This is a genomic window from Phormidium tenue FACHB-1050 (assembly GCF_014696925.1).
Taxonomy (GTDB): domain Bacteria; phylum Cyanobacteriota; class Cyanobacteriia; order Pseudanabaenales; family Pseudanabaenaceae; genus Pseudanabaena.
The window spans coordinates 75,520-98,017 of record NZ_JACJQY010000010.1 but is presented as its reverse complement, the minus strand read 5'-3'; the positions used below and the strand labels follow the sequence as shown (position 1 = coordinate 98,017).

Annotated in this window: 22 protein-coding genes and 1 pseudogene; 8 read left to right on the top strand and 15 right to left on the bottom strand. The window is 42.6% G+C overall.

Translation table 11 applies throughout. From position 1 onward, the window contains the following. Window positions 1-165: 165 nt before the first annotated feature. Together H6G05_RS08785 and H6G05_RS08780 are read left to right on the top strand one after the other, a co-directional pair. Complete coding sequence (locus H6G05_RS08785) at window positions 166-3,630, top strand: WD40 domain-containing protein (protein ID WP_190577813.1); 3,465 nt, start codon at window positions 166-168, stop codon at window positions 3,628-3,630. Between the two features lie 177 nt (window positions 3,631-3,807). Further along, complete coding sequence (locus H6G05_RS08780) at window positions 3,808-4,146, top strand: hypothetical protein (protein WP_190577812.1); 339 nt, start codon at window positions 3,808-3,810, stop codon at window positions 4,144-4,146. 23 nt (window positions 4,147-4,169) lie between these two features. Here the strand turns inward: H6G05_RS08780 and H6G05_RS08775 are convergent, their stop codons facing one another. The 5 genes from H6G05_RS08775 to H6G05_RS08755 all read right to left on the bottom strand — a co-directional run bounded on the left by H6G05_RS08775 (window position 4,170) and on the right by H6G05_RS08755 (window position 7,938). Continuing rightward, window positions 4,170-4,469 (bottom strand): hypothetical protein, encoded by a 300-nt coding sequence (locus tag H6G05_RS08775; protein WP_190577811.1) that lies wholly within the window; start codon window positions 4,467-4,469, stop codon window positions 4,170-4,172. Between the two features lie 18 nt (window positions 4,470-4,487). Beyond that, a complete protein-coding gene (locus H6G05_RS08770; RefSeq protein ID WP_190577810.1) occupies window positions 4,488-4,979 on the bottom strand; it encodes a phage tail protein in 492 nt (163 codons plus the stop codon). A gap of 59 nt (window positions 4,980-5,038) precedes the next feature. Continuing rightward, complete coding sequence (locus H6G05_RS08765; RefSeq protein ID WP_190577809.1) at window positions 5,039-5,512, bottom strand: phage tail protein; 474 nt, start codon at window positions 5,510-5,512, stop codon at window positions 5,039-5,041. Between the two features lie 88 nt (window positions 5,513-5,600). Then, window positions 5,601-6,074: a phage tail protein gene (locus H6G05_RS08760; RefSeq protein ID WP_094535531.1), complete on the bottom strand. Its 474-nt coding sequence runs from the start codon at window positions 6,072-6,074 to the stop codon at window positions 5,601-5,603. A gap of 154 nt (window positions 6,075-6,228) precedes the next feature. Beyond that, window positions 6,229-7,938, bottom strand: a complete 1,710-nt coding sequence (locus H6G05_RS08755) for a phage tail sheath family protein (protein ID WP_190577808.1) — start codon at window positions 7,936-7,938, stop codon at window positions 6,229-6,231. A gap of 188 nt (window positions 7,939-8,126) precedes the next feature. Here H6G05_RS08755 and H6G05_RS08750 point away from each other — a divergent pair, with 188 nt between their 5' ends. Together H6G05_RS08750 and H6G05_RS08745 are read left to right on the top strand one after the other, a co-directional pair. Further along, window positions 8,127-8,825, top strand: a complete 699-nt coding sequence (locus tag H6G05_RS08750) for a response regulator transcription factor (RefSeq protein ID WP_190577807.1) — start codon at window positions 8,127-8,129, stop codon at window positions 8,823-8,825. Further along, window positions 8,818-10,080, top strand: a complete 1,263-nt coding sequence (locus tag H6G05_RS08745) for a DUF4255 domain-containing protein (protein ID WP_190577806.1) — start codon at window positions 8,818-8,820, stop codon at window positions 10,078-10,080. Before H6G05_RS08750 ends, H6G05_RS08745 begins: the two co-directional genes overlap by 8 nt. Window positions 10,081-10,217: 137 nt before the next feature. Here the strand turns inward: H6G05_RS08745 and proB are convergent, their stop codons facing one another. Next, window positions 10,218-11,351, bottom strand: a complete 1,134-nt coding sequence (gene proB / locus H6G05_RS08740; RefSeq protein WP_190577805.1) for a glutamate 5-kinase — start codon at window positions 11,349-11,351, stop codon at window positions 10,218-10,220. Window positions 11,352-11,509: 158 nt separating this feature from the next. Next, window positions 11,510-12,334, bottom strand: a complete 825-nt coding sequence (gene cpdA, locus H6G05_RS08735) for a 3',5'-cyclic-AMP phosphodiesterase (RefSeq protein WP_242025341.1) — start codon at window positions 12,332-12,334, stop codon at window positions 11,510-11,512. Between the two features lie 202 nt (window positions 12,335-12,536). On the opposite strand from cpdA, the gene H6G05_RS08730 reads away from it, so the two are divergent. Further along, entirely contained in the window at window positions 12,537-13,835 is a 1,299-nt protein-coding gene (locus H6G05_RS08730; protein ID WP_322096343.1) for an HD domain-containing protein, read from the top strand. A gap of 19 nt (window positions 13,836-13,854) precedes the next feature. On the opposite strand, the gene H6G05_RS08725 is transcribed toward H6G05_RS08730, so the two are convergent. The 3 genes from H6G05_RS08725 to H6G05_RS08715 all read right to left on the bottom strand — a co-directional run bounded on the left by H6G05_RS08725 (window position 13,855) and on the right by H6G05_RS08715 (window position 17,400). Beyond that, window positions 13,855-14,703 (bottom strand): Rpn family recombination-promoting nuclease/putative transposase, encoded by an 849-nt coding sequence (locus H6G05_RS08725; protein ID WP_190577803.1) that lies wholly within the window; start codon window positions 14,701-14,703, stop codon window positions 13,855-13,857. A gap of 97 nt (window positions 14,704-14,800) precedes the next feature. Further along, a complete protein-coding gene (locus H6G05_RS08720; protein ID WP_190577802.1) occupies window positions 14,801-16,405 on the bottom strand; it encodes an adenylate/guanylate cyclase domain-containing protein in 1,605 nt (534 codons plus the stop codon). 338 nt (window positions 16,406-16,743) lie between these two features. Next, window positions 16,744-17,400, bottom strand: coding sequence for a DUF2834 domain-containing protein (locus H6G05_RS08715; RefSeq protein WP_190577801.1), 657 nt, complete (start codon window positions 17,398-17,400; stop codon window positions 16,744-16,746). Between the two features lie 130 nt (window positions 17,401-17,530). Between H6G05_RS08715 and grpE the strand changes: the two genes are divergently transcribed. Together grpE and H6G05_RS08705 are read left to right on the top strand one after the other, a co-directional pair. Beyond that, window positions 17,531-18,163: a nucleotide exchange factor GrpE gene (gene grpE, locus H6G05_RS08710; protein WP_190577800.1), complete on the top strand. Its 633-nt coding sequence runs from the start codon at window positions 17,531-17,533 to the stop codon at window positions 18,161-18,163. A gap of 71 nt (window positions 18,164-18,234) precedes the next feature. After that, window positions 18,235-18,792 carry a Uma2 family endonuclease gene (locus H6G05_RS08705; protein ID WP_190577799.1) on the top strand — a complete coding sequence of 186 codons (558 nt, stop codon included), beginning with the start codon at window positions 18,235-18,237 and terminating at the stop codon, window positions 18,790-18,792. 5 nt (window positions 18,793-18,797) lie between these two features. Here H6G05_RS08705 and H6G05_RS08700 read toward each other — a convergent pair whose 3' ends face one another. From H6G05_RS08700 to H6G05_RS08690, 3 genes are all read right to left on the bottom strand, one after another. Beyond that, window positions 18,798-19,217: a PD-(D/E)XK nuclease superfamily protein gene (locus tag H6G05_RS08700; protein WP_190577798.1), complete on the bottom strand. Its 420-nt coding sequence runs from the start codon at window positions 19,215-19,217 to the stop codon at window positions 18,798-18,800. Beyond that, a complete protein-coding gene (locus H6G05_RS08695; RefSeq protein WP_190577797.1) occupies window positions 19,214-20,107 on the bottom strand; it encodes a DNA adenine methylase in 894 nt (297 codons plus the stop codon). The genes H6G05_RS08700 and H6G05_RS08695 overlap by 4 nt, the downstream gene beginning before the upstream one ends. Before the next feature lie 244 nt (window positions 20,108-20,351). Further along, on the bottom strand, window positions 20,352-21,068 hold the full coding sequence (locus tag H6G05_RS08690) for a 2-phosphosulfolactate phosphatase family protein (RefSeq protein ID WP_190577796.1): 717 nt from the start codon (window positions 21,066-21,068) through the stop codon (window positions 20,352-20,354). 253 nt (window positions 21,069-21,321) lie between these two features. Between H6G05_RS08690 and H6G05_RS08685 the strand changes: the two genes are divergently transcribed. Continuing rightward, on the top strand, window positions 21,322-21,888 hold the full coding sequence (locus H6G05_RS08685) for a Uma2 family endonuclease (RefSeq protein WP_190577795.1): 567 nt from the start codon (window positions 21,322-21,324) through the stop codon (window positions 21,886-21,888). 135 nt (window positions 21,889-22,023) lie between these two features. Here H6G05_RS08685 and H6G05_RS08680 read toward each other — a convergent pair whose 3' ends face one another. Continuing rightward, on the bottom strand, window positions 22,024-22,179 hold the full coding sequence (locus H6G05_RS08680) for a hypothetical protein (RefSeq protein WP_190577794.1): 156 nt from the start codon (window positions 22,177-22,179) through the stop codon (window positions 22,024-22,026). Between the two features lie 81 nt (window positions 22,180-22,260). Beyond that, window positions 22,261-22,425: pseudogene (locus tag H6G05_RS25805) on the bottom strand (iron uptake porin); the annotation flags it as partial. Window positions 22,426-22,498 lie beyond the last annotated feature (73 nt).

The following is a 22,498-nucleotide window of genomic DNA, read 5'->3' as shown; positions in this document are numbered from 1 at the left end:
AACGCTTGACTAATAGGATGCCAGAGCTAACTTGGGCGAAAGACTCACTCTTAGGATCAGTTGCAGAATCGTGAATAGGATCGGTATTTTGCGATCGCGATTACTTCGATCTGTAAAATAGGGCTAGCAAAGAGTGCTAGCCCTTTAGAACTATGGCAAAAAAATATGGCAAAAGCGTCTAAACGAGGACAGCAAATACTCAAGGATAAATTACGTCAGCTTGGACTGTCTCAGACTGCTAGCCAAGTATTAGAAAAAGCGGGATCAATTGGTGTTGCTAAACGGTTCTTTCAAGGGGATGACATTCGTCAAGATACCTTCATCCAGCTTTGTCAATTTTTGGGTATAGATTGGCAAGAGGCGATCGCACGAACTCCACAAGTTGATTTAAAGGAGGTGCAGCAAATTAGTAATTTCTTAGGTCGTACTGCTGAACTACAGCAGCTAGAACATTTGGTAATGGAGGAGCGCTGTCAAATTGTCACCATTTTGGGCATGGGCGGTATGGGCAAAACTTCTCTAGCATCACAACTTGCCCATCAATTAAAAGGAGAATTTGAGTTTACAATCTGGCGATCGCTACGCAATGCTCCATCTTGCGAGAGCATTCTGACTGATATTCTACAATTTCTCTCCCATCCTCAACCACTTGAATTACCTGATAATTTAACTGCACAGCTTGACCTGCTCATGCGCTATCTACAAACACGACGCTGTTTGCTAGTACTGGATAATTGGGAATCAATTCTAAACGATTACGATTTATCCATAAGTAGAACAAATAGAAACTACTATCGCACAGGGTATGAAGGCTATGGTGATTTGGTTAGATATATCGGGGAAAGTAACCATCAAAGCTGTTTGGTTGTTACCAGTCGCGAAGCGCCGCCAGAGTTATCACGCTTGATGGGAAGCTCAGTGCGATCGTTACATTTATCAGGTCTGTCTCAACAGGATGGACTACAAATATTTGAGCAAGATGCTCTATCGGCAACTACTGCGGAATGGGAAGAAATAATTACGCACTACGCAGGAAATCCCCTAGCCCTGAAAATTGTTGCCGCAGGAATTCGCGATTTACTAGGCGGTGATGTCGAGCAAATGTTGACATTAATGCGAGAGGGTGGACTGACTTTTGGAGATATTCAAGATCTGCTCCAACGTCAGTTTTTGAGATTATCGGAAGCTGAGCAAGAAGTCATGTACTGGCTAGCGATTGCCCGTGAGCCAATATCCGCGATCGCCCTAAAAGAAAATTTGCTGTCGATCGCATCAAAGCAGAAACTGATTGTAACTCTGGAATTATTGAAAAAGCGATCGCTAATCGAAGTTACGTCTACTGGGTTTACTTTGCAGCCCGTAGTGATGGAATATGTCAATTATCAATTCATTGACCAGATCTATCAGGAGATTAACTTCGTTGAACAGAAGATAAATCTACTCCATAGTCACGCCCTCATCGAAGCCACAGCAAAAGACTATATTCGCGATGCTCAAATTCGTTTTATCCTTCAGCCCATCGCGGATAAAGTGGGCTATCAAGCGATCGCCGAGGCACTCATTAGACTGAAAGCGGAAACGACACCGAAGCAGGGATATGCAGGCGGCAATCTTCTTAATCTGCTCTGTTGCCTAAATATTGATCTGACTGGTTACGACTTCTCTAATTTATCCATTTGGCAGGCTGATCTCAGAGAAGTGGAACTTCCTCAAGTTAACTTTACTAACTGCGATCTTGCCAGATCGGCTTTTAGAGTGACTTTTAGTAGTGTGATAGCGACAGCCTTCAGTCCCGATGGCAAGATTTTAGCAACTAGCGACGTAAGGGGCTGGATTTACCTCTGGCGAGTTGCTGATGGCAGTCAACTGCTTAAAACTCCTGCTCATAGTGAATTTATATTTTCTCTAGCATTTAGCAAGGATGGGCAAATGCTTGCTAGTGGAGGTCTTGATCGCATGGTGAAGTTATGGAATGTGAATACAGGAGCATGTTTACTTGAGATCGAAGCCCATGCGCTTGGGGTAGCCAGTATTGCCTTTAGTCCAGACGATCTACTGATGGCAAGTGGTGGTGGCGATCGCACAGTCAAACTCACCGAAGTCGCAACGGGCAAATGCGTGACGACCTTAGAGGGACATGAGCAGATCGTGAGATCGGTTGCCTTTAGTCCAGATGGACAAATGGTTGCTAGTTGCAGCTTGGATCACACTATTAAACTATGGAGCGTCCAAACGGGAAAATGTTTACGCACAATCGTCGATACTAATGCTGTCTACTCTGTTGCCTTTGCGCCGCAGAGCGATCGCGCCGATGGACAGCTTGCCAGCGCTGGGGAAGATAGCCTTATCAAGATTTGGGATATTCATACTGGCAAAATCGTGAAAGCGATCGCAGGACATCAAAAACAGATTTGGTCGATTGCTTTTAGTGCCGATGGACAAATGCTGGCGAGTGCGGGTGATGACGAAACGGTAAAGCTTTGGTCAGTAAGTACAGGCGAATTAATTAGAACCCTGTACGGACATAAAAATCGCATTTGGTCAGTTGCCTTTAGTCCAGATGCTAGAACTTTAGTTAGTGGTAGTGATGATCGGATTGTGAAGTTGTGGGATGTAGATACAGGTCAATGTATTAGAACGATTCAGGGATATCATAAAGCTACTAAACCTGTAGCCTTTAGTCCTGACAACAAGCTTCTCTTTTCCTTTAGCTATGAAGAACAAAGCGTGAGGGTTTGGGATGTTCAGAATGCAAAATGTTTGAGAAATTTCGATCTTGGTACGTCTGGAGTGATGCAAGTTGCCTTTAGCCCCGACCAGAAAACCTTTGCCTGTGGCAATTATGACCATACCATCAAGCTCTTTAATGTCAAAAATGGAACCTGTTCGCAAATCCTCCAAGGTCATTCCGCTTGGGTGAGATTTGTTGCTTTTACTGCCAATGGTGAAATCTTAGCTTCTGGAAGTGGTGACCAAACTATCAAACTTTGGCATCTCCCAACTTCAAAATGCTTATATACTTTGTGCGGTCATCATAGTCCTGTTCAAACTCTAGCGATCCATCCCAAGGTTGAAATCCTTGCTAGTGGTAGTTGGGATGGCATGATTAAAATTTGGGATTTGCGATCGCATGAATGTCTATTCACTTTTGCAGAACATAGCGATCGCGTCGAAAGTCTAGCTTTTTGTCAAGATGGCATATTGATTAGCGGTAGTATGGATCGCTCGATTAAGTTCTGGAATCTGGAAACAGGCTCCTGTGAAAGAACGATCCTCAGCCAATTCCCAGTCTGGACAATAGCCTTAAATCCCCAGATACCGATCCTAGCCTTTGGAGGATATGCCGCTGAGGTAAAGCTCTTGTGTTTGCAGACTCATCAATATCTCAACAATTTAGAAGGAAAATTAGATATTGGCTATATGGGTGATGTGATTTTTAGTGATGATGGACAGATTTTAGCTAATGGAAGTGAGGATGGAGTAAATAGGCTGTGGGATGTGCAATCTGGCAAAAGTCTCAAATTATTGAAAATCCCTAAGCCCTATGAAGATATGAATATTACTAGGATCAAGGGATTGACGGATGCTCAAAAATCTACACTTAAGGCATTAGGAGCAGTTGATCTGTAATACAGCAATTACCGATCAAAGGAACCAAGAATTTTGTAAAAGTGTTGCTTCGCAACACTTTTACAAAATTCTTGGTTCGGGTTTGAGCGCAACGCGCTATAAGAAAGCGATCACCAAGATATAATAGTGATCCCGAAGATTGGGTCGATGGAGTCCCTACCAGTTTAGGATCATAATATGCTTACTTATTCATTGTTAGAACAAGTCTTAATCAGGCTCGGATATGCCGTAGATTTTAATCTTCGTTATCACGCTAAACTAACTGCTTTTATTCCTGTTGATGGTCATGCATCCGATATAGAGCTTGAATTTCGGGAAGGATACACTAGCGAATTAGGCGATCGCGAAGCCTTCCTCCAACTGGAATGGCTGATGGCTGATGGTGAAAGTTGTCTAGTTTTAGATAACAATTCTTTGGATGCGATCGATGAAGTTCCCCATATTTTCCCGACAGAAAAGCTAATTTTGAGAAAGGTATTTGACCAAATATTAGAGGAAGTAGCCAAGGACTCATGAATTTGTAACGGTCAAAAGACTTCCTAATTTGGATCTTCTAGTTCATTAATCTGACGATAAAACTTTTGCAAATAACTAAGATCAATAGCAAATAAATTTTCGATGACAATTGAACTGATCTCTTCTAACCCACCTAATTTTGTAATTACCCTAGACAAAATAATTACCGTTGCGTAAGCAGGATTATTCCTAACACGAGGATCTCGCATTGGTGTAATCTCGTCGATCGCCCTTGATAGTCGCATTACACCTTTACGATGTAGATTCCCATCACCATCTACATAGCCCTTGGGTAACGTAAATTCAAACTCTGTTTGAATCATAGATGTTTAATTAATCTGTTAATTAATCCGTAAAAAGTCTCTAACCGATAACTCTACCTCAGTAACAGCAAATTCGCCACCATCGGCTTTAAAATCAGAAATTTTGTAACGTATGGGCCAAGCACCATTAAATCGGAATCTTGCTTTTTCTATTGAAGATTGGTCATAAATAGTGATATCACCATCTCGGAATTGCTGCGCCCAGTTACCATCCTCAACTGCTTTTAACCAATTCCACATGGTCATGGAAATATTAAGCCCCTGCTTGAGGGTAATATTGTCACTTTTAACGTTGCCAGGGATTTTAGTACGCACAACCCTGCCTTTTGTCGAGCTATTCTTACCCCATACCTGTGGAGTTACTTCGACAATTTCAATTTCTTCTTGGCTCCGCGACAGCCCACTACATTCCATAAAGTAGCCGTCAATCTTTTCAAGACTCCCCTGCAAAGTAATTTCTACATAAAATCGAGAACTAGTTAAAAATTCAATTTGCGGTTCTTCTGACATACAACCCACCTTTTGGAAATTTAGTATGAGTGGCGCAGAACACCACTCATACACATCTTTTATGTTTTGCGATGCAAAGATTCATATACAAACTCGATCGTCTCGGTTGCTAGACCCTCAGCACCAGCTTCTAGCTTCGTCGATTTATAGCTGGAAGGCATCACCCCAGTTAATTCCCAAGTTGCCGCAGCTTCGCCACCTTGATTGTAAAGAGTGATCGTACCTGTTTTGCGCTCACCTTTAGTTTGAGTTCCACCACCGCCAAGTGGTTCGGAATGTGATGCGCTGTACCATTTGATCAAGCGATCGTCACCAATGGTACAGACAAATTCAACCGTAATATTACTGTTGCTTGTACCTGTGACAGTTGCTTGAATAACTGACTTACCACTCTTGGATACTCCATAGGATTTGCTGTCCCCTGCGGTTTGCAGAGTTGAAGCAATACCACTCACACTTTTAACAACCAAGTCATCCAGACCCGATAGGTTAAAGTAGTATTTAGAGCAGGCTAAAATTTCACCTTTTGCCATAGTTGATTAACCTCATCCTAAGTTCTATATCAATACCAAAACCACAACCAAAAAATTTAAAACCAATTCACAAATTCAGTAGATTTCTCTACTTAACGCGGTTGATTTGCTCGGCGATAATTTCAAAGGTCTCAACAGCTAGATCTTTACTTTCAGAGTTAAAGTCGCTGACCTTGTAAGACTTAATCCAACAATTAGTTAAACTCCAACGAATTGCTTCGTTATCTTCACTATCGTAGGCAACGATTGAACCATTTTTACGGCTGGAAGACCATTTGCCTTGTCCCCCTTCACTTTTTGGCATAGTCGCCAGCATCCAGTTGTAAAAGTCCATGTCGCCCTCAGTGACATAGACTTCAATGGTGACATTGGGGTTTTCTTCAAAACCTGCTGATGTACTCTGCCAAATCGTCTTGCCACCTTTGGTTGAGGCTAAAGGTTTTTCATGTCCTGCGGTTTGTCCTGTAAAGGTAACTTCAGAAACACTTTTAATCAACTTGTCAGTCAGTCCATCAAATTCTACATAGTATCGACTAGTAGGAATTGGTATAAGTTCAGCCATTCTTCCTCCTTGAAATCTGAGTTACAGGTCTGTGCTGATTGTTAACTATTTTAAAATCTAAAGCCATAAATCTGTAAGAATCACAGCACAAATCTTAAAAAAGCGATAAGTACAATTAAGAAGAACACCCGTAGGGTGTTCTTCTTATAAATCATTAACTATTAGGCGACCACTGACTGACGCGGAAGATCACAAATTCAGCAGGACGGACAGGGCAAATACCAACTTCGATATATAAACGACCCATCATCATGGTTTCGTTGGTATTGAGTGTGGCATCACATTTGACGTAAAACGCTTCTGAGGATGCGCCGCCAAACAATGCACCATTCCGCCATAGACCTTCAAGGAAGTTGCTGACGGTGCGAGTTACCCGTGCCCACAGATCGGTATCATTGGGTTCAAATACCACCCACTGAGTCCCAATTTCAATTGATTTCTCGATATAGCTAATCAATCGGCGGACACTGATGTAGCGCCATTGAATGTTGTCTGGCTCGACCAAGGTGCGTGCGCCCCAAACTTTGAAGCCACGATTGTAGCTGGCAAAGTTACGAATGCAGTTAATACCGATAGGGTTGAGCATTTCTTGCTCGCGCATGTTGGTTTCGTAAGCTAAGCCAAGCACACCTCTGGGGGTATCGTTAGCAGGAGCTTTGAAGATACCGCGAGACTGGTCAGTGCGACACCATAGACCCATGACGTGACCGCAAGGTGGAACGTAGGATGGCTTGCCGCCTTTACGAGGGTTGGCGACTTTGATCCAAGGGTAATAGAGTGCGCCAAACATCGAGCGACGGTTGAACATGCTCAACCATTGGGCTACGTCTTGAGGCTTTTGGCGATCAGGTGGTACGGCTTCCATACCTTTGGATGGCTTGATCGGAGGAGGATCGATGACTGCCATGCGGAATGCGGGACCTGGGAAGGAGTTTTCGCACATGCTGAGCATCATTTCCATGACCCCATGTACTTGATCGATGTCGATTAACCCTGCTTCGTAAACACGCATTAGATCTGGGCAGGCAATCATCGCTGTTTCATCGATTTCAAACATGCCTTGAATGCCAGTGCGATCATCTCTTTGTCCTAGCAAGTCACGCGCAAAGCGATCAACGGTGGAAATGTAAGGAGGTGGCGCGATCTCATAAGCTCCGTTAGCAGGACGACGAGAGAGTGGCTGTCCGCTGGTGGAGATGTCGGCAATAGTGACATATTCGGAATCAGCGATCGCTGTTACTACATAGTCAGCAACTTCAGGAGCTACCTGTGGATTCATCGAGACATGCTCGTATTTCTCCAACTCTTGTCCACCTTGGACAACGACAACGTTGAAGAATTCACCAGTATTTAGGGGTGGCTCGGCATCGGCAGGAGCATCTTCGGGTAATGGCTTAGGAGTACTTTCTTGAATGATGACTTTGATGCGATCGCCTGTTGATGGGAGAGCCAACTGGCTGGCGGAAGCATCGGCAGGTTTGATGTTAAACATCAAGGTTGGCTTGTTATTGGATGTACCAATACGCAGAGCAGTTGCTTCGGGAGCAGGAGGTTCAGAGCCAGGTAGTCTTGTACCAATGCTAGTAACCCAACAACGTCCACCACCATTGACAAACCAACCATTAACCGCAAAGGGTAAGTAAGCATCAAAGTCGGTGTATCCATCAGAACCAGGAGCTGCAAAGTATTCGCGATACTGATCCCATGATGTCACCATCATCGGCTTAAACAGATCAGCATCACCGCGTACGTCTTCAGTAAATCCAATAAAGCCTGCCACACTGAGGCTGATGCCTTCAATGGGACGACTGCCTTTATCAACCTCTTCGACGTATACGCCCGGGGCGAAGTAGTCTAGTGCCATATGCCACCCTTTAACTATGTCTATAGAGGTATACAGTAGGGATGATCGAAATTAAGGGTTATTAGACTTTAGTCTATACTTCTAGATAGAGTTAAGATTTATGGAAACTCTTGGGATTTAAGACTTAATCACTAAGAAGTTCATCAAAAATCTGTTAACAATTGCTAATGATCTATGACAATTGATCTATGACAACAACGGCTCAAATAGTATCGGTTTTATTGGTAGAAGATGACTCCAATTTCCGTCGCGGTTTACATACATTACTGAGTTTTTATAGTGATGATTGTTATCTTCAGTTTAAGATTGTCGGAGAAGCAACTTCTTGTGTTCAAGCGATGAAACTAGTAGTCGAGCAGAAGCCTTCTTTAATTCTTTTGGATGTCAAACTCGATTTAAAATTACCCGAAGATAGCGGGTTAAAAGTATTGATGGATCTTAAAAAGTTAGACTATCATGGCAAGGTTTTAATTTTGTCATCGCATCGTGAAGATGAATTAGTATTTAGATCGATGCAGTTGGGAGCAAGAGGATATGTGGCGAAAGATCGCATTGGCAGTCAACTTTATGAGGCAATTTCGACAGTTATGAATGATGAAATCTTTTTGCCGCCCGATATTGCCACGAGTTTCTTTCGGATTTTTCATTTCTATGCAGGGCGATCGCTACAGGGGCATTCCACTATCCATCTCACCGATCGCGAACAGGAGGTACTGAACTGGTTAATTAAGGGAGCCTCTAACGAAGATATCTCTCGCTATTTGCATGTGACGATCGCCACTGTTAAGGCACATCTAACAAGTGTATTTGAGAAGTTGGGTGTGGCTAGTCGGACACAGGCGATCGTCAGAGCATTGAAATTAGGTTTGGTGAGTGCAGATGAGTAATTATTTAGCGATCGCGACGGTAACGGCAACTCTGCAACGGGTATTGCAGGCAGTAATTCAGCAGGATATTGAAGGAGCGCGAGCAACCACTTTACCTCCAGGGGGGATTTCTACGGGTGCTCCAGAAGTGGGAGTAAACATTTTCTTGTATCAAGTAACCAGTAATCCTTCTTTAGCTAACTACGATTCCACACCTAATCGTACCAAGGGAAATCCCCTCAATCGTCAAGTGGCGATCGATCTTTTTTACATGATGAGTTGCTATGGCAATGATGCGGAACTGCAACCCCAGAGAGTCTTGGGAAGCGTGGTAAGTACCCTTGTTGATAAGCGAATTCTTACACCTGAACTGATTCGTTCTACTTGCAATGATTCTACATTTCCATTTTTAGTTGATTCCGATCTTGCCGATCAGATTCAACAGGTGCATATTGTGCCTGTAGATATTTCACTAGAGGATCTATCTAAGGCTTGGTCAGTATTTTATCAAGTTCCCTATGTATTATCGATCGCCTACCGTGCTTGTCTGGTGATTGTCGAAGGTCGGGAAAACTTCCAGAGAGCCTTGCCAATTCGCGATGCTTCTCCCGCAGGATTGGCTCCGTTTCCTGCATCGCCTTACATTGAGCAGGTTGTGGCTCAGGGCAGTCGATTTGAGCAGATTGTGATCGGAAGTGTGATGATTATTCGTGGGCGCAATCTCCAAAGTCAAACGGTGGAAATCCATGTTGGGGATTTAGTAATTAGTCCTACTTCCGTGCAAGATCGTGAAATTGTTTTTTCCCTAGAGAATACGGCTTTACCCCAGATCCAAGCTGGAGTACAGAGTTTGCAAGTAATCCATCGCATCGGTAGCACTTCACCGTTAATTACTAATGCGATCGCCTCAAATGTGATGCCGTTTGTGCTTTGTCCGACGATTGTGAATGTATCTGTAACCCAGTTAGAAGAGATCGAAGATAATTTGCGATCGGCGGTAATTGTAGTTCAGTTAGATGTACTAGTACGGGAGAAACAGAAAGTAGTCTTAGCTTTGAATGAATGGACATCTGACAGTCCATCTGTCTATCTATTTGATCGTCCTCCTTTGCCTAGTACTCTCTCCACCATTGAGATTCCCATTACGAATATTAAGGCGGGTGAGTATCTGGTAAGGATGCGGATTGATGGTGCTGAGAGTAAGTTGGGTGTGGATGATGATCCTGATAGTCCAACGTACAATTGGTACAGTAGTCCCAAAATAGTAATTACATAAGGGTTTCACCGTAAAATAAGGAACCGATTTTTGATGGCGCGGCGAAGCCGCGCCATCAAAAATCGGTTCCTTATTAAATTGCAGAGTCCTAAGGGCTTGCCTTTAAATCAAAAAAACGGCGTAGCCGTTTTTTTGATTTAAAGGCTCACTAAATTGTCACGATGAATTACTGTCTCTTCGCCATCAAAGCCTAGTAACTTAGGAATATCTTCTGATTGAGAACCAAGAATACGAAGGATATCACTGCTGCTGTAGTTAGAAATACCCCTCGCGACTTCTTTGCCATCGCGATCGCATAAACTTACGGATTCATTTGCCTCAAACTTACCTTCTACTTGGGTAATTCCCGCAGGTAAAAGCGATCGCCCTTTGCGAATAACAGCCTGTACAGCTCCATCATCTAAGAACAACTTGCCCAAGGGAACCATCCCATAGGCAATCCAGCGTTTACGGGCATTGACTGTTTTTGGTTGAGCTGCAAATTGTGTACCGAAGTTTTCGCCCCGAAGAATCGCTGACAGGCGATCGGGAAAAGCACCTCTGGTGATTACTGTGCGAACTCCTGCTGCCGAAGCAATTCGAGCCGCATCGAGTTTCGTGGTCATGCCGCCAGTTCCCCATTGCGTACCACCACCTTGAGCGCCTAATGCTTGCTTCTCACCGATCGCTTGCCTGAGTTCTTGAAGTTCTGAATATTCCACAAACTCAATCGGTTTGGCTTCAGGATTTTGGCGAGGGTCATCGGAATAAAGGCGATCGACATCGGTTAGTAGAAATAACCAATCAGCCTCGACTAGACTGGCTACCAGAGCCGATAGCGTATCATTATCACCAAATTTCAATTCATCCACGGCAACCGTATCGTTCTCATTCACAATTGGCACTACGCCCATTTCCAATAATTCATGGAATGTGGCATGGACATTCATGTAATGCTGTCGCTGAATCAGATTGCCGCGTGTTAATAAAACTTGAGCTACGGGCTGTTGCAAAGAGCCAAAAAAGTCGTCATAAATCCTGATTAAGCGCCCTTGTCCCACGGCGGCGACGGCTTGCTTTTTGGAGATTTTGCGGGGACGTTGTTTCAGCCCTAGCCGGCCGCAGCCAATTCCCACCGCACCTGAAGAAACTAAGACAACGCTATGCCCCTCCCGTCGTAGATGCACGATCGCTTCAACTAATTTGGCGATCGTCGCTAGTTGTAAATCTCCTGATTCGGGATCACTAAGGCTAGACGTGCCAATTTTAATAACAATGATCTGCGGTTGCATTTGTAAAGAGTAGGATAAAAAACTAGCGATTTTTTATCCTACAGTGCTTTGCGCTGAAATAAAACCCAATATTTATGTTGAGAGTGTTGCTTTGCAACACTCTCAACATAAATATTGGGTTTTGTTAATGATTCAGTTGATGTCGCTAGGTTGTAATTTTAATAGCCGATCGCTGCGAGATCAGGATGGAAACTGCCAACTTTGAGACGATGGACTTCTGTTTCCATTACACCGTTGGGATACAAACGTAAATGGCGAAACCCAGGCGGTTGACTGTCAATTTGGAAATTGGGATTTTGTGGCTCAAACTGAATACAAGTTGAAGGAGTAACTAAACAACGTACCGAATTATGGGGGGTTTCATAAACTTGATCGAAGTCTTGATGGGCATGTCCATTCAAGACAACTTCTATTTGCGGATGGCGATCGCATATTTCCCAGAATTGATCTTGATTTTCCAAACAAATACCATCCATCCATTTAGAACCAAGTGGTACAGCAGGATGATGAAAGGCGATTAAAGTAGGGCGATCAGGATATGCGTTAAGAGTATCTTCTAGCCATAATAATTCTGATGGTGCTAAGTATCCATGTACTGCGCCAACGACAACCGAGCTAAGTAACAAAATTCGCCATTTACCAACATCTAGAGAGCGGCTGAGGTGAACGTATTCGCTAGGTAAATGGGTTTGCATTAAGGACAAATCATCATGATTACCAGCTAAGCAATAGGAATGAATCCCAAACTTATCCAACGATCGCCGCAAGCGATCGTAGGAGGTGGCGCTACCATCTTGAGTCAAATCCCCTGTCAAAAGCAATAAATCAATCTGCGACAAGGTTCTTTTAACATTAATTAAAACCTCTTGAAAAGAGGCTTCTGTTTGGATGCCAACCAGAGACTGTTTGATATCTTCAAATAGATGAATATCAGTTAGTTGTGCAATAGAAACGAAACTACCATAATTCATTGTATTCTTCATACTACCTAGGCTTGTGTAGATAAGCTTTAAGTAGCAACTATTTATTTCTGTTGTTACGTTATTACTTCCCTAGAATACTTTGATGAATCTAAGAAAGCAGTAACCGCTCAGCCCATTGAGCAGAACCTCGGATTTTGAATCTGTTTACATTGTTTTTTGAAAATTGTTGGAAACATTGTCAAAAGACTAAGGCAAAAAGCAGATGTCAAAATCATATGTCTGCTTATTAACTTATGATATCTGTAATCAGTGCAATGTGATTTGTATCACAGCACGTCTAAACTCTATGTTATTTGGCAAGTCTCGAACCTATAACGATCCCATCCATGGCGCGATTACTCTTGATGGCAACGATCGCACAGAGTCTCTACTAATTCAACTAATTGATACACCTGAATTCCAGCGTTTGAGACGGATTCGCCAGCTTGATATTGCTTACTTTACATTTCATGGGGCTGAGGGTTCGCGATTCACCCATTCTCTAGGTGTAATGGCTTTGACCCGTCGCGCCTTTGATGCGATCGCCACTAAATATCCTTACCTGACAATCCATCGGACAGTTGTCTTAGTTGCGGCTTTGCTCCACGATCTTGGGCATGGAGCCTATAGCCATGCATCGGAAGAAGTGTTTGGGAGTAATCATGAAATATGGACTTTACGATTATTAAAGTTCGGCAAAATTGCGGAGGTTCTCAATAACTTTTCGACGGACTTAATTACTGAATTAGAAAAGGTATTTACCAAAAAATATGCAGTGCCATTAATCTATCAGCTGGTTTCTAGTCAAATCGATTGCGATCGCCTTGATTATCTAGAACGTGATAGTTATTTCACGGGTGCTAAATATGGGCAGTTGGATCTGGATCGTATTTTGTTAGCTCTACGTTTTGATCCAATTTCGCAGAACTTAGTGATTGGGCGCAAGGGAATGGTAGCGATCGAGCATTATTTGACGGTGCGCTACTTTATGTATTTGCAGGTATACAACCATCCTAAAAACCTAGCGGCAAGATTTTTGTTAGAAAGGATTTTTCGGAGGGCTAAGATTTTAATTTCTACGGGAGAAATATTTAGCGATCGCACAATAATGGCTTGGCTAACGCAAGATCCGCAATCGCTTACCTGTGAAGAATATTTCGCCTCTGATGACACCGTGTTTGCCTATCATATGCATCGATGGCGCGATAGTAGCGATCGCACCCTTGCGGATTTATGCCGCCGTTTTTTAGATCGCGATTTATTCCGAGCTACTGATATTTCGCATTTGGATGACATTCAGCAACAAGAGAGTCTCGAAAGTTGGCGCGAGAAACTAATTTCTCAAGGGCTAGAACCTAAGTACTATTGTGGGATTCGGGTGGCGCGGACTAAGGGTTATAGCATTTATAAACAAGGGATCAATGTCCAGACGGAGCAAGGTTTACAAGATATTGCGCGGTTGTCGCCACTAGTACAGGCGATCGTGCAGCCAATTCAAAGAGCATGGCTAGTGCATCCTTAGACAGTCTCAAGACGAAGAATTATTGATTTTGCGATCGCATACTTCTCAATTTCGCTATTTCTGGCAAACTCATTCCAGTCGCAAGGCTAATGGCAGCATCATCAAGCAGATCCAGCAATTTTGCAGCCATTTCTAGCTTTGCCTCTGTTTTGCCTTGTTTCAGAGCCTTGAAGATCGCATTATGTTGATCTTGGATAAAAAACTCCTGATGTTCTAATTCGTCTAATTCTTCAGGTGAGAGATTTCCTTCTCTCGCAAATTCAAAGGCTTGCTTAATTTCTGGTACTAGATTCATACTTTCTGGTACAACATCTAAATCGATTGCGTGTTTGAGGAAATATAACCACTTGTCCGCCAAGGTTTCTAGCTCTATGAGCGCTTTATCAAACTTTGGCAACTCGACAAATACAAGTTCCAAATCGTAGATGGGATAGTCAATCAAAAAGTCTTTCTCTTTTAAAATAAACCGAGAAGTCAATTGATTTATTTCGGGAAACATCACAAAATCAGTAATCGTAAGCGCAATTACTGGATTTAGGAGCGAGTAAGATTGTCCGATACCAAGTTGAATCGAGTAAGCTTTTGCAGCATTGTAGAGAATCCGCTTCTCAAATCCTTCGATATTCAATACTTGCATTTCAATAATTACGCTTGTGCCATTATCCAACTTGGCTTTGACATCAAGATAAGTATCCTTAACACCTCGGATGCGCGGAGTTAAATAAGGATTGAGAATTTCTAATTGCGAGATTCTGCGATCGCCGTTGTAAATCATTGCATTCAAAAAACTGATCAAGACATCATGGCTTTGTTCAGAGCCAAAGATTTTCTTGAACGCAAAATCAGTTTTAGGGCTGATAAACTTCATATGCTCATGTCAATATTTCCTCATCTCATTCTAGCAAGATTTCATTACTCTCTTCATATAGAAGTCATACAGAGCTTTGAGATCAAACAAACTGACTTTAATTGACTTTCCCAACTAGCCAATAGGTCATCATTTCGCCTTTGCCTTTGACAGGAATCAAACCACGTTGCTCAAAATTAAACTGATCGCGTAACCGTAAATATGTACCCTCGGTAACCTGAATCGACTTCGGCGTTCCCAAGGACTCCATCCGACTAGCGACGTTGACCGTATCGCCCCAGAGATCGTAAATAAACTTTTTCGTTCCAATCACACCAGCAATGACTGGTCCCGAATTAATGCCAATTCGCATCGAAATTTGGATACCTTCACGGGACTTAACTTGAGAGATTGCTTTTTGCATATCGAGAGCCATATTGGCGATCGCCGCCGCATGATCGGCTCTTGGTTCAGGCAATCCACTCACCACCATATAGGCATCACCAATGGTTTTGATCTTTTCGAGTTTGTATTGATCGCACAAATTATCAAACATCGAAAAAATGCGGTTCAGCAGACCGACCAACTGGACTGGTGACATATTGCAAGAAAGTTCAGTAAAGCCCACAATGTCCGCAAATAGAACTGATACCTCTTCAAATCCATCCGCCATTGAGGCGCGGCTATGTTTGAGTTTTTTGGCAATCTTCTCAGGCAACATATTCAGCAATAACCGCTCAGAACGTTCTTGTTCAGCTCGCAGTTCTTGAAGTATGCAGATACGTTCTGTGACATCACGAAAGTACCAAACCATCCCATAAAACTTCCCATCGGGAGAATGCACCTGTCCCGAATAGCAATCAATCACACGGCGATCGGCAAGATAAATTTCTCGTTGAGTATACTTCTCAGGAGAATCATAGGCATTTTCAAGGGCTTCCACTAATCCATCAGGCAATTGGAGATGATGTTGCAAGAGGCTCAGCAATCCTCCATACTCCACAGATTGGAGAACTGATTCAGGAATTTGCCATAATTCACAAAATCGATTGTTATAGCTAACAATCCGTCCTTGCTCATCTACTGCTAACACTCCATCAACAGAGGCTTCACGCTGGGCTGTCAGAAGTGAGTTACTGCGTTTTAAAGCTTCTTCAAATTCTTTGTGCTGGTTAATATTAGAGAATTCATGCGATCGCACCAGTGAAATAGCTAGTTGTTGACAGAGCGATCGTAAAACTTGTAAGTAATCAGTCTGTAGTAGTTTTTGGCTGACCCGATCTTCCAAATAAATTGCTCCTATTAGTTCACCATCCTCGCATAGGGGAATGCATAGCCCTGCTTGTGGAGAATGCGTTAACCAATAGGGATCATCAGCAAAATGTGGATCAGGGCTATTTTGATTCCAGATGGTTTCTGTGCGATTGTCGAGGGTATGGCGCACCATTAATATTGGTAAACTAGAAGCATCCGCACTAGCAAGAGTCAGGTTCTGAGGGATTTCTAAGTTTGGCGATCGCTCAGAAATCATGGCAGCGATCGTAAATTTTTGATCATCAACTAAAATTACAACACCTGATTGTGCGTCCGATAACTCTAGTAATGCTGAAAGACTCAGACTAACTAACTTATCAACATTTAACTCTCGTGAAATATCCTGTGCAGCTTGGAATGCAGCAACAAGGTTGACCTGTGACTGATTTGCCTCATTTGTTGCGCTCATCAATTTTATTTATCCTCGGATCGGGAGGGCAAATAATTGATCTGTGATCGTAATTGTAACAATGACATATATCAATCAGAGCCTGAAAAACTTGCTCAACCCTAACTCAAAAGATCAATTTGTAGCATCAGACATTTTACTGAACATCTATAGCTAAACCTAAGAGAGAGTTGCGGCACTTCGTGCCGCAACTCTCTCTTGGGTTAATTGTTTCCTTGCCTAAGCGATCGCACTTTATCACACCATCTGTTCCAAACAAATAATATAGCCGTACAAGCCCAAAGGGGGTGCGCCTCGCAGAGGCATACCCCCTTTGGTAATTTATCCTGCACAGGTACTTAAGCAGTTGCCTCTTGTTCGCTCTCAATTAAAGGCGATCGCAAACATAGATAAATTAATGCACCAATTAGAGGGATAAGCGCAATAAATGAAAAGAAGCGATCATCAGTCATACCGCGTCTTTCCATATCATCACTAAGCAACCAAGGGAACATCAGCGACAACATGCAAAAATCTAAACTCATCACATGAATAAATCGACTGGTTTGCCATTGCTGGATAAAATCAGCCCCATTACCATTTGCGAATCCGTACACTAAAAAGTAAAGGGCGATCGCACTAATCCCAATACCTGCAAAACGCGAATCTAAAATTTTGATATTCCAACCTTTTTTACCAACAAAGGTTGGATTTGGCTCACGCAAAGCAAAGTAGGGCAACAGCGCAAAGGCTCCTACTAAAAATGAGAGTAACGAAAATAACCAAGTTGGTATTTTCTGCCCCTGTCCATCGCTGGCTAACATACAGGCATAAATGCAGGGAAAAACGCCCATCAAATTAAATAGCGCCACAATATAAGCATTTGTCCCTTGCCAGTCACCTGCGATCAGCTTTTGGATTAACGCCAATGTGTCGGGGCTATCAGGCGGTGCAAAGATGAATGCATAAACCCCAAATAAAATCCAAATCAACCAAAATCCAAGTTTATTAGGCATAGAACAGGTAATTATTCAAAGAGCTAGAAAGATGATGATAGTACAATAAAAATAAAGAATCATTTTGTGTGTGGGCGGCAAAGCCGCCCACACACAAAATGGATTCTTTATTAGTTTATTAAATCAGGCTATGGACGATCGCACTGAAATATTACGTCACTTGATGAATCTAGCTGGTATAACTAGCTTCCAATCACTAAGTGATCGCACAGGAATGTCACGTCGGGCAATCGATACGCTGCGTAAAGGCAACGCGGCAACTTTAAAATATACCGATTTAGTGAAGTTAGCAGAAGTGCTGCAAATTGAAGTTAATGAACTGATTACTAAGTTTATTAGTGAGCCAAGCAATTCAGAAGCCTCAATTTCAGAGGTTTCGGCTTTGCGAGAAGAATATCAACGGTTACAGCAAAAATTTGAGCAGCAAACCCAAGAGTTGCGATCGCAGTTTGAACGAGAAACCATTCATCAATTAGAGTCTCTACTTTTGCAATTACCATCAGCGGTCTATGCGGCTCAAAGTAATCCGAATATGCTAGCCAAAAATATCTTGCCATTGTTGCGCCCTATTGATGCGCTCTTGCAAAAATGGGGAATTACGGTGATCGGTTCCGTTGGTGTAGAAGTTCCCTATGATCCACAACAGCATCAATTAATGGAAGGAAGTGATGAGACCGAAATAGGAGCTATGGCGATCGTGCGATATGTGGGTTATAGGCAAGGCGAGAAATTATTATATAGAGCTAGGGTTTCGCTAAATTAAATCTATAATGCCGCGCTTCGGGAGTCACTATAGATTGCGAAAATGTACTTGTAATTAAGGAGATAAATTTTATGCCCGTTCAATTACTTACACACAAATTTACAACAGAGCAATATCATCTGATGCATGAAGCTGGTGTTTTTGCTGAAGGCGATCGCCTCGAATTAATTAACGGAGAAATTACGGAAATGTCCCCAATTGGTAGAAAACACGCTGCTTGTGTAAATCGTCTGGTTACTCTCTCTACTAAGAAATTGGGCGATCGCATAATAGCTTCAGTACAAAACCCAATTCGTCTAGCTGACAATTCAGAGCCACAACCCGATCTCGCAATTCTTAAACCTCGTAATGATTTTTATGAAAATTCTTTGCCAACGCCTGTTGATATTTTGCTAATCATTGAAGTTGCCGATAGCACGATCACCTATGATCGCGAAATCAAAAGCCCACTTTATGCTGCGGCAGGAATTCCTGAGATGTGGTTGTTTGATGTGAACAGAAAAATTATTGAGGGATATTCGCAACCATCGGTATTAGGATATAAACGGATGCAGCGTTACGAACAGAACGATACATTTTCAATGCTTGCTTTTCCTGATGTGACTTTTGCATGGCAGGAAGTGTTTTGATTAATTTAAAGTTTCCCCATATTTGCTTTCATAATAAATCTCTCAAGGGTGACAATCTCCACGCGATCGCCATAGGGAATATATTGCTGCAAATCTCCCGATATATAGAAATCACGCAAAGTCCAGCCCTCACCGCCAAGGACTAAATAAGCCTTTTGATAATTGGGGTTTTGCTCCATTGCATCCATTAAACAAATTACTTCAAAGGGAACTTTTTGCTCGGCAGTACCTCCCACTTGTTGCCATTTGAGAGAAATTAAAACATTGCGATCGCCACGATTTGCCACCACATCAATTTTATGTTTTCCTCCCCCTGGGCGACTGCCAATGTATTGCTGTGACTGATAGAGATAGCCGCCATAAATTAGAGAATGCAATACCATCTGTTCTAAAACCGCACCAGTTTCCGTATTCCGAAGACTCATGATAGTTCTAGCTCCCAATCAAATCCCTTCCCAAATCCTTTATAGGCAAGCATTTCTTTGGCAGGGACGCGATCGCCGTTACAGCTAATTCTCCTTGGCGCATCGAGAATTTTGTATTCAAATCCCAAATCTTTGTAGAGTGAAAGAATGCGATCAGTGGCTTGATTAGATGCGATCGCAGGACAGCTTTGATTGGCTAGCCAGTTCGCTAAGCGCTCTTGCTCTGACCATTCAAAGCCATTTTTAGAATATTGCCGAAATTCAACGTCGTAGGGAGGATCAGCATAAATTAGATCATTGGAAGTAATGGTAATCTTCGCAAAATCTACATTTGTAAATTTCCATTGGGAAAGTGTGGGTTTATATGCCAAGAAATCTGGATTGTAATTTATGGTTTTATATTTCCCAAAAGGAACATTAAAACCTCCTTTCTGATTGAACCGACAAAGCCCGTTATAGCCCGTGCGATTGAGATAATAAAATAGTTGTGCAGCTTTTGGTGTGTCTGCTTCACCAGATTGGATTAAGCGATTAAATTCTATTCTCTGAGCGTAGTAAAACTCACGTATGTTTTCAGTCTCAATTTCCAGTTTTAAGCCTTTTTGCAAACATTTATAGAAATTGATTACATGGGGATTGATGTCATTTAACAAGGCTTTTTGAGGTTGTAGTCCTAAAGCGATCGCCAATCCCCCACAAAATGGCTCTACCAAACGGTGATCGCTATGTTTTTGCCAAGTATGCTGCAAATGTTGCACTAGCCAACGCTTACCGCCAGCCCATTTCAGTGGAGGAGTAAGGCGTTCTGGCTTTGCCGTAGATCCAGTAATATTTGCCACTTGTTTTGCCAAGGGAGTCATGAGCAGAGAGGAACAATGAGACGGTGGCATGGCGACAAGGGAAATTAATGCTTACACACTCTAGTACTATAGCGGTTTTCAAATGAGTACTTAAGTAGATAGGCATAATCAATTACAAACCCAAACCCGTAAGATTTCGCCCCTGTGGGGCGAAATCTTACGGGTTTGAGTAATTTATTCTACACAGGTACTTACTCATTTGGAAACAAAAAAATCAACCCCAATAAAGATTTTGAGTTTTCATTTTGCTGCAGGAAAAATGAAAATCGCTATACTAGGCGGCAACAAGCAAGCCTACACTAGATTGTTTGGGCAATACATCAACAACATCAAGCTTGGCACAGTAGGCAATATCCTCAGCGCAGTCAAGCTTTAGCAACCGTTTGCCATGGCTAGCTTGATAAAATAATTCCTCAACCTCTCCCTTCCAAGCTTTATAGAGAGTCGCTGCGGCTACCGCCTCATCATTACCAAAATCAGCTTCATCTTCGAGATTAGCCGCGATCGCACCCGCACAGGTCGTATCTTCGAGCGAGTAACTACCTTCCCAACCAGAACCCACAATCCACACAGTTTCAGGCTTAGTTTCGCGCAAATATTTCAACACTGAACCAAGGTTAATCATCGCGCAAGCCAAAACACTCTTTGCATTTTGGACTTTTTGCAGCGATCGCGTGCCATTAGTCGTACTCATAAAAATCCGCTTGCCCTTCACCACATCTGGCGTAAAGTCAAATGGAGAATTCCCCAAATCACAACCCTCTACAGTCTTGCCGCCACGCTCACCGACCCTGATTCGCAACTCTGGCGGATGTGCTTCACTAACACGCATTAACTCATCAATATCAGAGAATACTTGCACCCCCTCGGCTCCTGCCGCAAGCGCTGTAGCGATCGTGGTAGTGGCTCGTAAAATATCAACAGCGATCGCGCAATCTGGATTTCCTTCAGCAGGCACTAACTCAGGCGTGTGATATACAAATATTTTCATTTACAAATCTGATGATTGAGGCTTCTTATATAAATTAAACTCTATGATTGTCAGTTTTGCAAGACTTGTGAGATCAGGGGCTTAATCCCAAAACTAAAAAATGGCTACGCCATTTTTAGTTTTTAAAACCCTTGCTGGGTTTAGTTTTCAATTCACAAAAGTGTGCCGACACTTTTGTGAATTGGTATTAAGCTCCTTAGTTTATCCTCGCAGTACAATAAAAATGTGGTCTTGAAAGCTAGAGTACAACCCCATGATTGCTACCACTGAACGCCGCTACAGTCTTGATGAATATCGTGCGATCGCTGAAGCATCCACCGAAAAATGTGAATACCATGATGGAGAAATTATTGCGATGACTGGCGGAACACTTAACCACAGTTTGGTTATGGGCAATATTTTTTCCTTTCTTCATCTCACTTTGCGTAATACTCAATTCGTGGTTATTAATAGTGAACTCAGGATCTGGATTCCAGACTATCGTTGTGGAGTGTATGCAGATGTCATGATTTTTGATGGTAGACCTCAACTAAATGGCGATCACAAAGATGAAGCTTTAAATCCACTTTTAATTGTGGAAGTGCTTTCTCCATCAACTGAGGAATACGATCGCACAGATGAGTTTCGGATGTATCGTTCTATTCCTAGCTTTTGTGAATATCTCTTAATTCGTCAAAACAAAGTATTTGTAGAACGCTATAGTAAACAATCACAGGGTTGGTCATACAGTGATTTTGATAGTTTAGACCAGTCGATTTTATTAGAGTCGGTGAATATTGAATTAGCGATCGCTGAAATCTATCGTGATATTGATTTTTGACTGAGCAGATTCTCTACCAAAACCCAAAAGAGTAATGGCGGCGCTTCGCGCCGCCATTACTCTTTTGGGTTTTACATAGGCTGTGCGGGACTTAGGTTCGCAGATTATTTCTTAGCTGCTTAGAAAATATTGCTTCTAAACTTGTTGTGGCGGTGGTGGTGGTGGAAGCTCAGGTGGTGGTGGCGGTGGTTGAATTACAACTGGTGGTGGAACTACAACTGGTGGGATAAATACAGGCACAGAATTAGGATCACCTGAAGGAATATTTTGAGTCTCAGTTTGAGAAGACAACGATTTGTCATCGTTAAGATTTAAGATTTTTGAAGTCAGTTTTCACTGTCATTGGAGTTAGAAAAATTGACGTTAGGCTCAATTGAGTCCTGCGGCAAACTCATAGCGACTAGTTGCTTGGTTGCCGCGATAGGTGCGATCAGGATAGCCTGCAATGCAACCATAGCGCTCAACTAGAGATTGCAAAGCTGTAAAAGCCCAATCTGTGGGACGGACATCGGTTAACTGAGAAACGGATGTGACGTTTTGAGCATTTTTGTTGTCAGCACTAAGATCTTTCAGTTCTTGAAGATCTTGATTGAGCTTATGAATTAAAGCT

What these genes read in the sequence shown, in the direction of transcription:
- proB (WP_190577805.1), bottom strand. Translation starts at nt 11,351, where the DNA reads ATGCAACCGCAGATCATTGTTATTAAAATTGGCACGTCTAGCCTTAGT.
- H6G05_RS08685 (WP_190577795.1), top strand. Translation starts at nt 21,322, where the DNA reads ATGATTGCTACCACTGAACGCCGCTACAGTCTTGATGAATATCGTGCG.
- H6G05_RS08725 (WP_190577803.1), bottom strand. Translation starts at nt 14,703, where the DNA reads ATGAAGTTTATCAGCCCTAAAACTGATTTTGCGTTCAAGAAAATCTTT.
- H6G05_RS08775 (WP_190577811.1), bottom strand. Translation starts at nt 4,469, where the DNA reads ATGATTCAAACAGAGTTTGAATTTACGTTACCCAAGGGCTATGTAGAT.
- H6G05_RS08715 (WP_190577801.1), bottom strand. Translation starts at nt 17,400, where the DNA reads ATGCCTAATAAACTTGGATTTTGGTTGATTTGGATTTTATTTGGGGTT.
- H6G05_RS08760 (WP_094535531.1), bottom strand. Translation starts at nt 6,074, where the DNA reads ATGGCTGAACTTATACCAATTCCTACTAGTCGATACTATGTAGAATTT.
- H6G05_RS08785 (WP_190577813.1), top strand. Translation starts at nt 166, where the DNA reads ATGGCAAAAGCGTCTAAACGAGGACAGCAAATACTCAAGGATAAATTA.
- H6G05_RS08765 (WP_190577809.1), bottom strand. Translation starts at nt 5,512, where the DNA reads ATGGCAAAAGGTGAAATTTTAGCCTGCTCTAAATACTACTTTAACCTA.
- H6G05_RS08750 (WP_190577807.1), top strand. Translation starts at nt 8,127, where the DNA reads ATGACAACAACGGCTCAAATAGTATCGGTTTTATTGGTAGAAGATGAC.
- H6G05_RS08705 (WP_190577799.1), top strand. Translation starts at nt 18,235, where the DNA reads ATGCCCGTTCAATTACTTACACACAAATTTACAACAGAGCAATATCAT.
- H6G05_RS08755 (WP_190577808.1), bottom strand. Translation starts at nt 7,938, where the DNA reads ATGGCACTAGACTACTTCGCCCCGGGCGTATACGTCGAAGAGGTTGAT.
- H6G05_RS08770 (WP_190577810.1), bottom strand. Translation starts at nt 4,979, where the DNA reads ATGTCAGAAGAACCGCAAATTGAATTTTTAACTAGTTCTCGATTTTAT.
- H6G05_RS08695 (WP_190577797.1), bottom strand. Translation starts at nt 20,107, where the DNA reads ATGCCACCGTCTCATTGTTCCTCTCTGCTCATGACTCCCTTGGCAAAA.
- cpdA (WP_242025341.1), bottom strand. Translation starts at nt 12,334, where the DNA reads ATGAAGAATACAATGAATTATGGTAGTTTCGTTTCTATTGCACAACTA.
- H6G05_RS08700 (WP_190577798.1), bottom strand. Translation starts at nt 19,217, where the DNA reads ATGAGTCTTCGGAATACGGAAACTGGTGCGGTTTTAGAACAGATGGTA.
- H6G05_RS08780 (WP_190577812.1), top strand. Translation starts at nt 3,808, where the DNA reads ATGCTTACTTATTCATTGTTAGAACAAGTCTTAATCAGGCTCGGATAT.
- H6G05_RS08730 (WP_322096343.1), top strand. Translation starts at nt 12,537, where the DNA reads ATGTCAAAATCATATGTCTGCTTATTAACTTATGATATCTGTAATCAG.
- H6G05_RS08745 (WP_190577806.1), top strand. Translation starts at nt 8,818, where the DNA reads ATGAGTAATTATTTAGCGATCGCGACGGTAACGGCAACTCTGCAACGG.
- H6G05_RS08690 (WP_190577796.1), bottom strand. Translation starts at nt 21,068, where the DNA reads ATGAAAATATTTGTATATCACACGCCTGAGTTAGTGCCTGCTGAAGGA.
- grpE (WP_190577800.1), top strand. Translation starts at nt 17,531, where the DNA reads ATGGACGATCGCACTGAAATATTACGTCACTTGATGAATCTAGCTGGT.
- H6G05_RS08720 (WP_190577802.1), bottom strand. Translation starts at nt 16,405, where the DNA reads ATGAGCGCAACAAATGAGGCAAATCAGTCACAGGTCAACCTTGTTGCT.